The organism is Amycolatopsis jiangsuensis (assembly GCF_014204865.1).
GTDB lineage: Bacteria > Actinomycetota > Actinomycetes > Mycobacteriales > Pseudonocardiaceae > Amycolatopsis > Amycolatopsis jiangsuensis.
In genome coordinates, this window is the sequence record NZ_JACHMG010000001.1 from 4,411,102 (window position 1) to 4,423,520 (window position 12,419).

At 68.7% G+C, this 12,419-nt stretch carries 7 protein-coding genes; 3 read left to right on the top strand and 4 right to left on the bottom strand.

Annotated elements, in window-relative coordinates:
• Positions 1–40: 40 nt before the first annotated feature.
• A complete protein-coding gene (locus BJY18_RS19575; protein WP_184781342.1) occupies positions 41–253 on the top strand; it encodes a hypothetical protein in 213 nt (70 codons plus the stop codon).
• 9 nt (positions 254–262) lie between these two features.
• A complete protein-coding gene (locus BJY18_RS19580) occupies positions 263–1,768 on the top strand; it encodes a hypothetical protein (RefSeq protein ID WP_184781343.1) in 1,506 nt (501 codons plus the stop codon).
• Between the two features lie 120 nt (positions 1,769–1,888).
• On the opposite strand, the gene BJY18_RS19585 is transcribed toward BJY18_RS19580, so the two are convergent.
• A complete protein-coding gene (locus BJY18_RS19585; RefSeq protein WP_184781344.1) occupies positions 1,889–5,800 on the bottom strand; it encodes a DNA-directed RNA polymerase subunit beta' in 3,912 nt (1,303 codons plus the stop codon).
• Between the two features lie 89 nt (positions 5,801–5,889).
• Positions 5,890–9,393 (bottom strand): DNA-directed RNA polymerase subunit beta, encoded by a 3,504-nt coding sequence (gene rpoB / locus BJY18_RS19590; RefSeq protein ID WP_184781345.1) that lies wholly within the window; start codon positions 9,391–9,393, stop codon positions 5,890–5,892.
• 611 nt (positions 9,394–10,004) lie between these two features.
• Between rpoB and BJY18_RS19595 the strand changes: the two genes are divergently transcribed.
• Entirely contained in the window at positions 10,005–10,589 is a 585-nt protein-coding gene (locus BJY18_RS19595; RefSeq protein WP_184781346.1) for a chorismate mutase, read from the top strand.
• A 98-nt stretch (positions 10,590–10,687) separates the two neighbouring features.
• Here the strand turns inward: BJY18_RS19595 and BJY18_RS19600 are convergent, their stop codons facing one another.
• On the bottom strand, positions 10,688–11,659 hold the full coding sequence (locus BJY18_RS19600) for a hypothetical protein (RefSeq protein ID WP_221457834.1): 972 nt from the start codon (positions 11,657–11,659) through the stop codon (positions 10,688–10,690).
• Positions 11,660–11,822: 163 nt separating this feature from the next.
• Positions 11,823–12,419, bottom strand: coding sequence for an Rv1363c family protein (locus BJY18_RS19605; protein ID WP_184781348.1), 597 nt, complete (start codon positions 12,417–12,419; stop codon positions 11,823–11,825).

Here is a 12,419-nt window from a genome sequence, read left to right on the forward strand (position 1 = left end):
CCGGCACGGAGGATCCGGGCTCACCCCGGGCGGCACCCGGGTGACGCCTGGCGCGGACAAGGTGATCACCGGTCTGCTCGGTACGGCCGAAGGCTTCGGCGCCCGGCTCCAGGCCACCGGCAAGGCCGCGTTCGACATGGGTGGCAAGGCTTATGACAACACCAAGGACCTGACCACGGCGGGCGAGGCGAGCGACGAGGCCGGGCACCACTCGACGGAGGAGACTCGCGAGAACCTCGACATGGAACAGTAGGGTCGCCGCATGGAAGACCTGCTCGGCCCCTGGGCCGTCGTCGGCGGCTATCTGCTGAGTTTCGTCCTGTTGTGGATCGCCGGGCGATCCGAAGCGCGGGGTCCGGTCGCCGCAGCGATCTGCTACGCGCTCTGCGGGATCGCGGTCGCCGGAACCACTCTGTACTGGCTGGCGGCCGGCGCCGACAGCTTGCTGTCACCGGCACTGTGCCTGGCGATCGTGCTGGTTGTCGTGGCGCTGATCGTCGGACGCGGCTGGCAGCAGCAGCGCTGGATCAAGCGCCTGTCCGCGGCCGCCGAACCGAGCTTCGGGCTCCTGCCGCACCGCGGCCGTGCGGTACCGCTCGACCATCCCGACCCCGGGCCCCGGCGCAGGACGGTCGAGTTCGAGCACCGGGGCCACCGGCTGCTGGGCATGGAGTACTCGACCGAGCCACCGCAGGAAGGCGGGAAGTTCGCGTTCCTCAGCAAGCTGGCCGAAGAAATCGACTCGATCAACTCGGTCGTCGAGCTGCGCATTCCGCAGCTGCCCGCGCTGACGATCTCCCCGAACACCAAGGCGTTCGAGCCGGAGTTCTTCACTCCGCTGGAAGACGCCCGGATCGTCCGCAACCAGTTCGGCTGGCTGCGACCGGACACCACCCTGCACAGTCACGAGGTCGATCCGGAATTCGACCGCCGGTTCTCCGTCTACACCTCCGATCCGGAGTTCGCCGCCGCGGTGCTGACCGGCGAATGCCGCGAGATGATCATGAACGACCTGTGGTTCCGCGTGCACCAGTTCGCGATCTTCGGCGACGCGATGTGGACCACGGACACGGGTGGGCTGACCGAAGACCGGATGTTCGGCAACGCCCGCAGGCTCGCGATGCTGGCCGCGGTGATCCCGGCCCCAGTGTGGGAGGTATGGGGCGGAGACCGTGCGTACGGCGCGCTCGCCGCCCGGTCCGACACCAGCTACTACGGCTGGTTCGGCAGGCGTGGCGGCTTCGTGCGCACCCCGGTGAACCGTCGCCGGGAGGCCGCCGACCGGCAACCGCTGACCTCGATCTCGCTGACCCTGCGCTCCCTAATCATGCTCGGGATGGTGGCCCTTGGCCTCGGCACGCTGACCAATTCGGCAGCGGTGCTGACCGGGCTGGCCCCACACGCGCAGCTGACCGTCACGAACATCAGCGGCGGCAGCGCCCGGCACTGCGTGAGCACGACCGGCGGTTTCTCCTGCTCCACCGACCGGCCATCGGTGCAAGGCACCTACGTGGAGGACGGCTCGGTCCGGGAAACCTCGGCGGACTGGAGCGGCGACCTGCCCAGCCGGGGTGACGTGGTCGAGATCGCGGTGGGGCCATTCTGGGGAAACCCGGGCTACCAGAGCGGTGCGTGGACCTACCCGATACTCGACTTCCTGGTGACCTTGCTCTTCCCCCTCGCCGGGGTCTACCTGGCCCGGCGGACCTACTGGCCACGCCCGCCACGGAGGGTTCGCAAGCAGCGCGAAAGCACCGTCGCTGCCTGACCCTCCTGCGTTCGCTTGACCTGGCCGGTCAGTCCATCCGGCAGGTAAAACCCGTGGAACACAGCAGAGCGCCCCTGGCCGAGGTGGCCAGGGGCGCTCTGCTGTTCAGCTATCGCGGGTTCAGCGGAAGTCGCGACCGAAGTCGTAGTCGTCCAGCGGAACCGCGGCACCGGTGCCCGAACCGAACACGTCCGGCGTGTAGTAACCGTCGTCGTAGGACGGGATCGCGTACGCGGCGACCCGGGCCTCCTCGGTCGGCTGCACCTGGATGTTGCGGTAGCGGTTGATCCCCGTACCGGCCGGGATCAGCTTACCGATGATCACGTTCTCCTTGAGGCCCACGAGCTTGTCGCTGCGACCGTTGATGGCCGCGTCGGTCAGCACTCGCGTGGTCTCCTGGAACGAGGCCGCCGACAGCCACGAATCCGTGGTCAGCGACGCCTTCGTGATCCCCATCAGCACCGGGCGACCCGAGGCCGGGTCACCACCCTCGGCGACCGCGGCACGGTTCGTGGCCTCGAACTTCGTCCGCTCGGGCAGCTCGCCCGGCAGGAAGTCGGTGGCCCCGGAGTCGATGATCGTCACGCGGCGCAGCATCTGCCGCACGATGACCTCGATGTGCTTGTCGTGGATCGACACACCCTGCGCCCGGTACACCTTCTGGACCTCGTCGGTGAGGTGCATCTGCGCCTCCCGCGGGCCCATCACACGCAGCACCTCGTGCGGGTCCGGCGTGCCCTCGAGCAGCTGCTGCCCGACCGCGACGTGGTCACCGTCGCCCAGCGGGCCGTTCGGGGTGTTGGCGAGCCGCTGCCGCTTGGACAGCTTGTCGAAGACGATCTCCTCCGACCCGTCGTCCGGGATCAGGGTGATCTTCCAGAACCGCTCGCTCTCCTCGATCCGCACCCGGCCGTCGACGTCCGCGATCGGCGCCTTGCCCTTCGGCACGCGAGCCTCGAAGAGCTCGGTGACCCGGGGCAGACCGGTCGTGATGTCGTCACCGGCCACACCACCCTGGTGGAAGGTACGCATCGTCAGCTGCGTACCCGGCTCACCGATCGACTGGGCGGCGACGATGCCCACGGCCTCGCCGACGTCGACGAGCTGGCCCGTCGCCATCGAACGGCCGTAGCAGGTCGCGCACACGCCGACCGCCGACTCGCAGGTCAGCACCGAGCGGACCTTGACCTTCGAGATACCGCTGGAAAGCAGCTTCTCGATGGCCGGGTCACCCACGTCGTCACCCGCGTTGAGCACGACGTTGCCCTTGGCGTCCACCGCGTCCGTGGCGAGGCACCGCGCGTACACGCTGGTCTCCACGTGCTGGTCACGCAGCACCTTGCCGTCGCCGACGTCCTCGCCGACCGGCATCGAGATACCGCGGGTGGTGCCGCAGTCGACCTCGCGGACGATGACGTCCTGCGACACGTCCACCAGACGCCGGGTCAGGTAACCCGAGTCGGCAGTCCGCAGCGCGGTGTCCGCCAGGCCCTTCCGGGCACCGTGCGTGGCGATGAAGTACTCCGCCACGGACAGGCCCTCGCGGAAGTTCGCCTTGATCGGCCGCGGGATGTACTCACCCTTCGGGTTCGACACCAGGCCACGCATCCCGGCCAGCGACCGGACCTGCGTCATGTTGCCCGCCGCACCGGACTTCACGATCATCGCGATCGGGTTGTCGTCCGGCAGTGCGGTCTCCATGATCTTGTGCACTTCTTCGGTGGCCTGCGTCCACACCTTGACGAGCTCGTTGTTGCGCTCGGTGTGCGACAGCTGACCACGCTGGTAGCGCTTCTCGACCTGGTCGGCCTTGCCCTCGTACTCGTCGAGGATGGCCTTCTTGCCGACCGGGGTCAGCACGTCCGAGATCGCCACGGTGACGCCGGACCGGGTCGCCCAGAAGAAGCCGGCGTCCTTCAGCTTGTCCAGGGTCTGCGCGACCTGCGTCATCGAATACCGCTCGGCGAGGTCGTTCACGATCGCGGCCTGCCGCTTCTTCGGCATCGGCTCGTTCACGAACGGGTAGTCCGCCGGCAGCAGGTCGTTGAACAGCACTCGGCCCAGGGTGGTCTCGGCCAGCCAGGTCTTGCCCGGTTCCCAGCCCGCCTCGGCCAGCCGCGCCTCGTCGGCCTTGGCCGGCTGGCGGTCGGTGACGCGGATCTTGATCGGGGCGTGCAAACTCAGCGCCTTGAGGTCGAACGCCATGATCGCCTCGGCCGGCGAGGAGTACGCGTTGCCCGCGCCCTCGGCGTTCTCGTTCAGCCGGGTCAGGTGGAACAGACCGGTGACCATGTCCAGCCGCGGCATGGCCAGCGGACGGCCCGAAGCCGGCGACAGGATGTTGTTCGCCGACAGCATCAGGATCCGGGCCTCGGCCTGCGCCTCGGACGACAGCGGCAGGTGCACCGCCATCTGGTCACCGTCGAAGTCCGCGTTGAAGGCCTCGCAGACCAGCGGGTGCAGCTGGATGGCCTTGCCTTCCACCAGCTGTGGCTCGAAGGCCTGGATGCCGAGGCGGTGCAGGGTCGGCGCGCGGTTGAGCATCACCGGGTGGCCGGTGATGACCTCTTCCAGCACGTCCCACACCTGCGGGCGCGAACGCTCCACCATCCGCTTGGCGGACTTGATGTTCTGCGCGTGGTTCAGGTCGACCAGCCGCTTCATCACGAACGGCTTGAACAGCTCGAGCGCCATGTCCTTCGGCAGACCGCACTGGTGCAGCTTCAGCTGCGGCCCGACGATGATGACCGAACGGCCCGAGTAGTCCACGCGCTTGCCGAGCAGGTTCTGGCGGAACCGGCCCTGCTTGCCCTTGAGCAGGTCGGACAGCGACTTCAGCGGCCGGTTGCCCGGGCCGGTGACCGGACGCCCGCGGCGGCCGTTGTCGAACAGCGCGTCGACGGCCTCCTGCAGCATCCGCTTCTCGTTGTTCACGATGATCTCGGGCGCGCCGAGGTCGATCAGCCGCTTGAGCCGGTTGTTCCGGTTGATCACCCGGCGGTACAGGTCGTTCAGGTCCGAGGTGGCGAAGCGGCCACCGTCGAGCTGCACCATCGGGCGCAGGTCCGGCGGGATGACCGGGACGGCGTCCAGCACCATGCCGCGCGGGTCGTTGCCGGTCGCCTGGAACGCGGCGACGACCTTGAGCCGCTTCAGCGCGCGGAGCTTCTTCTGCCCCTTGCCGTTGCGGATGGTGTCGCGCAGGCTGTCGGCCTCCGCGGCGACGTCGAACTCGGTGGCCAGCTTCTGGATGGCCTCCGCGCCCATGCCGCCGGTGAAGTACTCGCCGTAGCGGTCGATCAGCTCGCGGTAGAGCAGCTCGTCGGCGATCAGCTGGCGCGGCTCGAGCTTCGTGAAGGTCGTCCAGACCTCCTCGAGACGGTCGAGCTCACGGCCGGCGCGGTCGCGCAGCTGGCGCATCTCGCGCTCGCCGCCCTCCTTGACCTTCCGGCGCACGTCGGACTTGGCGCCCTCGGCCTCCAGCTCGGCCAGATCGGCTTCCAGCTTCTGCGCCCGCGTCTCGATGTCGGTGTCGCGCTTGGTCTCGAGGTTCTTGCGCTCGACACCGATCTCGTTCTCGAGCGTCGGCAGGTCGTTGTGCCGCAGCTCGGTGTTCACGCCGGTGATGACGTAGGCGGCGAAGTAGATGATCTTCTCGAGATCCTTCGGCGCCAGGTCCAGCAGGTAGCCCAGGCGGGAGGGAACACCCTTGAAGTACCAGATGTGGGTGACCGGGGCGGCCAGCTCGATGTGGCCCATCCGCTCACGGCGCACCTTGGCACGGGTCACCTCGACGCCGCAGCGCTCACAGATGATGCCCTTGAACCGGACACGCTTGTACTTGCCGCAGTAGCACTCCCAGTCCCGGGTCGGGCCGAAGATCTTCTCGCAGAAGAGGCCGTCCTTCTCGGGCTTGAGCGTGCGGTAGTTGATGGTCTCCGGCTTCTTGACCTCACCGAAGGACCACTGACGGATGTCGTCAGCGGTGGCCAGTCCAATGCGGAGCTCATCGAAGAAGTTGACGTCCAGCACGTGGAAATCCCCTTGGGGTTGAATCGGCTAGAGGGGGGTCGGCGGTGGAGCGGGAACCCACGGGAGGCAGGTCCCCGCTCGACACCGGACTAGTGCACGACGTCGTCCACCGAGGGCGACTCGTTGCGGGACAGGTTGATGCCGAGGTTCGCCGCGGCACGCTCGAGGTCCTCGTCGTCGGAATCGCGCATCTCGATCGCCGCACCGTCGCTGGAGAGCACCTCGACGTTCAGGCACAGCGACTGGAGCTCCTTGAGGAGCACCTTGAACGACTCCGGGATACCCGGCTCGGGGATGTTCTCCCCCTTGACGATGGCCTCGTACACCTTGACGCGGCCGACCACGTCGTCCGACTTGATCGTGAGCAGCTCCTGCAGCGTGTAGGCCGCGCCGTAGGCCTGCATCGCCCAGCACTCCATCTCACCGAAGCGCTGGCCACCGAACTGCGCCTTACCACCCAGCGGCTGCTGGGTGATCATCGAGTACGGACCGGTGGAGCGGGCGTGGATCTTGTCGTCGACCAGGTGGTGCAGCTTCAGGATGTACATGTAGCCGACCGACACCGGGTACGGGTACGGCTCGCCGGAGCGGCCGTCGAACAGCGTGGCCTTGCCGTTCTCCTTGACCATGCGCTCGCCGTCGCGGTTCGGCTTGGTCGCACCCAGCAGCCCGGTGAGCTCCTCTTCCTTCGCGCCGTCGAACACCGGGGTCGCGGTGTTCGTGTTCGGCGCGACGTCACGCAGCTCGGGCGAAAGGTTCTTCGCCCAGTCCGGGTTGCCCTCGATCGTCCAGCCCTGCGAGGCCAGCCAGCCCAGGTGCAGCTCGAGGATCTGGCCGATGTTCATCCGGCGCGGCACACCGTGGGTGTTCAGGATGATGTCGGCCGGGGTGCCGTCCTCCATGAACGGCATGTCCTCGACCGGCAGGATCTTGCCGATGACGCCCTTGTTGCCGTGCCGGCCGGCGAGCTTGTCGCCCGGCTGGATCTTGCGCTTCTGCGCCACGTAGACGCGGACCAGCTCGTTGACGCCCGGGGGCAGCTCGTCGTCGTCCTCGCGGGAGAACACCCGGATGCCGATGACCTTGCCGGTCTCGCCGTGCGGCACCTTCAGCGACGTGTCGCGGACCTCGCGCGCCTTCTCGCCGAAGATCGCACGGAGCAGGCGCTCCTCCGGGGTCAGCTCGGTCTCGCCCTTCGGCGTGACCTTGCCGACCAGGATGTCGCCGTCGCGGACCTCGGCACCGATCCGGATGATGCCGCGCTCGTCGAGGTCGGCCAGCACCTCCTCGGAGACGTTCGGGATGTCCCGGGTGATCTCCTCGGCGCCCAGCTTGGTGTCGCGGGCGTCGATCTCGTGCTCCTCGATGTGGATCGACGTGAGCACGTCGTCCTGCACCAGGCGCTCGGAGAGGATGATCGCGTCCTCGTAGTTGTGGCCCTCCCACGGCATGACCGCCACGAGCAGGTTCTTGCCGAGCGCCATCTCACCGTTCTCGGTGGACGGGCCATCGGCGATGACCTGACCCTGCTCGACCCGGTCGCCCTCGTTGACGACCGGCCGGTGGTTGAAGCAGGTGCCGTGGTTGGAGCGGCGGAACTTGTACAGTCCGTAGCTCTTGCGGGTGCCGTCGTCGTGCATGATCGAGATGATGTCCGCGGACAGCTCCTCGACCACGCCGGCCTGCTCGGCCACCAGCACGTCGCCGGCGTCGACCGCGGCACGCAGCTCCACGCCGGTGCCCACGTACGGCGACTGGTTGCGCAGCAGCGGCACCGCCTGCCGCTGCATGTTCGCGCCCATCAGCGCGCGGTTCGCGTCGTCGTGCTCCAGGAACGGGATCATCGCGGTGGCGACGGAAACCATCTGCCGCGGCGACACGTCCATGTAGTCGATCTCGAGCGGGTCGATCAGCTCGACCTCGCCGCCCTTGCGCCGGCCGAGGACCTTGTTCTCCTCGAAGTGCCCGTCGTCGGTCAGCGGCGCGTTGGCCTGCGCCTTGACGTACCGGTCCTCCTCGTCCGCGGTGAGGTAGTCGACCTGGTCGGTGACCCGGCCCTCGACCACCTTGCGGTACGGCGTCTCGATGAAGCCGAACGGGTTGACCCGCGCGTAGGAGCACAGCGAGCCGATCAGGCCGATGTTCGGGCCTTCCGGCGTCTCGATCGGGCACATCCGGCCGTAGTGCGACGGGTGGACGTCGCGAACCTCCATGCCGGCCCGCTCACGGGACAGACCGCCGGGGCCCAGCGCGGAGAGGCGGCGCTTGTGGGTCAGGCCGGACAGCGGGTTGTTCTGGTCCATGAACTGCGACAGCTGCGAGGTGCCGAAGAACTCCTTGATCGCCGCACCGATCGGGCGGATGTTGATCAGGGTCTGCGGCGTGATCGCCTCGACGTCCTGGGTCGTCATGCGCTCACGCACGACGCGCTCGGTGCGGGAGAGGCCGACCCGGATCTGGTTCTGGATCAGCTCGCCGACGGTGCGCAGGCGACGGTTGCCGAAGTGGTCGATGTCGTCGGTCTCGACCGGCACCTCGACGCCCGCCGAGCTGGTCATCCGGTCCTCGCCGGCGTGCAGCCGGACCAGGTACTCGATGGCCGAGACGATGTCCTCCTCGGTCAGCGTGCCGGTGTCGTACGGCGCGTCGAGGCCGAGCTTCTTGTTCGTCTTGTAGCGGCCGACCTTGGCAAGGTCGTAGCGCTTCGGCTTGAAGAACAGGTTCTCCAGCAGCGTCTGCGCGCTCTCCTTCGTGGGCGGCTCGCCCGGGCGCAGCTTGCGGTAGATGTCCAGCAGCGCCTCGTCGGTGCCCGCGGTGTGGTCCTTCTCGAGGGTGGCCAGCAGCGTCTCGGAGAAGGAGAAGCGCTCGCGGATCGCCTCGGTGGTCCAGCCCAGCGCCTTCAGCAGCACGGTGACCGGCTGGCGGCGCTTGCGGTCGATGCGCACGCCGACGGTGTCGCGCTTGTCGACGTCGAACTCGAGCCACGCGCCGCGGCTCGGGATGACGCGCACGCTGAAGACGTCCTTGTCGGTCGTCTTGTCGACACTGCTGTCGAAGTACACGCCCGGGGAACGCACCAGCTGGGACACGACGACCCGCTCGGTCCCGTTGATGATGAAGGTGCCCTTGTCGGTCATCACCGGGAAGTCACCGAGGAAGACCGTCTGGCTCTTGATCTCGCCGGTGTTGTTGTTGACGAACTCGGCGGTGACGAACAGCGGCGCCGCGTACGTCATGTCCTTGTCCTTGCACTCCTCGATCGAGGCCTTGACCTCGTCGAAGCGCGGGGCGGAGAAGGACAGCGACATCGAGCCGGAGAAGTCCTCGATCGGCGAGATCTCGTTGAGGACCTCTTCCAGGCCGCCGACCGGGTTCTCTTCACCGTCGTTGACGCGGCGCTCGAACCACGCCTCGTCGCCGGTGAACCACTGGAACGACTGGAGCTGCACGTCCAGCAGGTTGGGAGTGGAGAGGGGTTCGCGAATCTTTGCGAAGGAGACCCGCTGGGGCGCTCCGGGGATGCCCGAGGCCTGCGAGCGGGGTTCAGCCGAGGTGGTCGCAGCAGTGGCCTGGTTCGCGGGAGAGACTGCCAAGATGCGTCCTTCCGGGGACAATGAGCGGTGAGCAGCCGCGATGGCAACAGCTGTCGCGGACTGTCAGGGGTGCCGTGTGCCCACTATCCTAACTACCGGCTCCGGGCAGCCTGAAAGAGGGCAGCGCAAAGAGGCAGTCTAGCCCGAACGACGCGGTCTGTCCAGGGGGCGCACACGAGGGGGCCCAGCCTGTCACGCGGCGTTTCCGGTAGTACCTTCCAGCCTCCGGCTCCCCCGGTTTCGCGCCCCTCCCGCAAGGGTCGCGCTCCCCGGCCGGAACCGTTGGCAGTAAGCCTGAACCCACGGCGCGCGAGAGTCAAGATGCCACACGGTGGTCCCGCCGGTTGGCGCAGCGTCGAGAGGGACAGCGCGGAGGGTGACCGGCAGGGGTGGACAACCCGGCCGGGGACGGCTACCTGCGAAATCCCGCGACCCACCGGGAGTGGTGTCCGGGTCCCGGGTGCCCGGTGCCCCGTGGACCTGTTCGCCACGCGGGAAACCGGACACCTCGCGGCCCCGGAGTTCCGGCGTCGACCGGTTTGTTCCCCGGTAGCATCGGCTCCGCCCGGGCACGCAGCGGTCCCGGCCACCGGTCACCGACAGGAGTGCCCATGAAGCTTCGCGTCCCCGTGCTCACCGCGCTCGTGCTCGCGGCGCTGAGTCTCGGCGGAGAGGCCATGGCGGCGCCGCGGCAGCCCGCGCCGGCCGCGGCGGCGGCCGGGCGGCTCGGACCGCTCACCGATCTGGTGGTCGAGCGGCTGTTCGTGGGCGACGAGGTGGCTGCGGCCAAGTTCGGCACCGGCAAGCCCATCGACGATCCCGCCCGCGAGGAGCAGGAGCTGGCGGAAGTACGGGAGCGGGCCGGCGCGCTCGGCATCGACCCGGAGCGCACCGCGCGGTTCTTCCGCGACCAGATCGAGGCGAGCAAGGTCGTGCAGCGGGGCCTGTTCGCCCGCTGGACCGCGCACCCCGGCGAGGCGCCGACGACCCGGCCGGACCTCGCGGTGATCCGCGAGGAGCTGGACGCGCTCACCACCCGCCTGCTCGACCAGCTGGTGGCCACCGAGCCCGCGCGGGACGCCTCGATCGCCTGCCGCGTGTCCGCCGCCGAGGCCGCAGTCTCCGCGGTCGTACTGGACCGGCTGGACGCCCTGCACCGGAACGCACTGCGTACCGCCCTGCACTCCCTCTGCTGACCCCCTCGCGCGTGGTCCGACAGTCGTGAAGGCCACCTTCAGGGAACTAGATTCCCTGAAGGTGGCCCTCACGGACTTGGTTCAGGCGTGCCGGGAGGCTACTTCGACGGCGGTGCGGCCGGGGACGAAGCGGCGCCGGACGAGGCCGGGGCCGACGGGGACGCGGCGCCCGGGGCCTGCGCTGCCTTGTAGGTGTCGAGATCGGTGATCTTCCACGTGTCACCCTGCAGCTGCGCGTCGACGTGCAACTGGGCGGTCCCCGCGGCGGTGTCCTTGGTGTCCGCGCGCGTGGAGGTCTGGTCGACGAACACCATCACCCTGGCGAGGTCGCCGTCGATGCGGATCACCGCGGCACGGCTGACCTTGCAGGTCACCACCATCTTCTGCTGCGGGGCGAGCTTCTTCACCTGGCCCATCAGCGCGTTGTAGCGGTTCTTGACCTCGTCGTTGGCCAGCAGCGTGTTGGCCGCGTCCTCGGTCTTCTTGATGTTGTTGTAGTCGTAGGAGAACAGCGATTCGGTCGCCTTCGAGACCGCGTCCTTCACCTGCGCGGTCTTGGCCACGTCGAGCAGCGCGGTGTTGCTGGTCGAGGCCGAGACGTTCTGGTACTGGATGTTGAAGATCACCGCCGCCGCGGCGAGCACCAGCCCGACGATCAGCAGTACGCAGGCGTACACCTTGGTGCGGCTCGCCGCGGACTCTCGCGGGGAGTCATCCTCGGCGCCGGCCTCGGCCCGTGCCCTCGTCTCCGCCTCGTCGACGTCGGCGGGCTTCGCCCGGCCCGTGTCCCGCTGCTTGCGCCGCGGGCTGGGCCGGAACCCGGCAGACGGCTTCTCGACCGTCTCCCCGGTGAGCGCGTCGACCTCGGAAGCCTCGGCAGTCTCCGAAGCCTCCGCAGCGTCGACGGTCTCGCCGGCCTCGGCTTCCTCGACGCCCGTGGTCGCTTCGGCGGTTTCCCCGGCCTCCGGACCCGCCGGAGACTCGGTAACCGGCGGGGAAACCGGCTCTGCCCGGCGTGCGCGGGGGTCGCCGGTGAGGCGGATCTCCTGGGTCACCTCGGTGGGGTCCACGTCGGCGAGCCGCGACCTCGGCCGGGGTTTGGGCGCCGGGGCCGGGTCCGAGTTCGAGGGTTTGCGTGTCCCGGCGACCTTCGGCCGGCGGGCCGGTGGGGTGGTGCCGCGAGGCGGCTGACGGCGGGAGGGGGGCACTGCGGAACTCCGATCTGCGGTGAAGCTACTGGCCGGCGGCGACGAGCGGCACGTTGTCGATCCCGGACAGCTTCCATTCGCTGCCGACGCGGGTCATCGAGACCTCAAGGCGCAGCGCCTTCGTACCGCGTTGCCCGCCGGCGTCGGTGTCCGTGGTGATCGCGGCCAGGAAGCTGGCCTTGCCCTCGTGGTCGTCGAGTTCCTCGACGGCGATGTCCTGCACGGAGGTGGTGACCTTGACCTTCTGGTCGGTCAGCGCCTTCGAGTAGTTCGGCCGGGCCTGGTCGATCTGCTGGGCCATGTCCGAGGTGGACACGTCCTTCTGCTGCTTGAAGTAGTCGTCGAGGTGCTGGTAGTCGACCTCGGTGTAGGCCATCACCGCGGCGGAGCCTGCCTGCATCACCGCGTCCCTCGACCGCGCGAGGTCGGCGCTGTCGTCGGTCGCCGACGACCACCACAGCGCGCCGAAGACGACCGCCACCACGAGCGCGGCGAGGGCGAACGCTCCGGTGCCGAACAGCCACGCACGCGGCGAGCCGGGCAGCTTCCGCTTCGCCGTCGACGGCGGGACGGACGGCACCTCTTCCTCCGCCTCCTCGGCGACGGCTGGGTCGGAACTCAT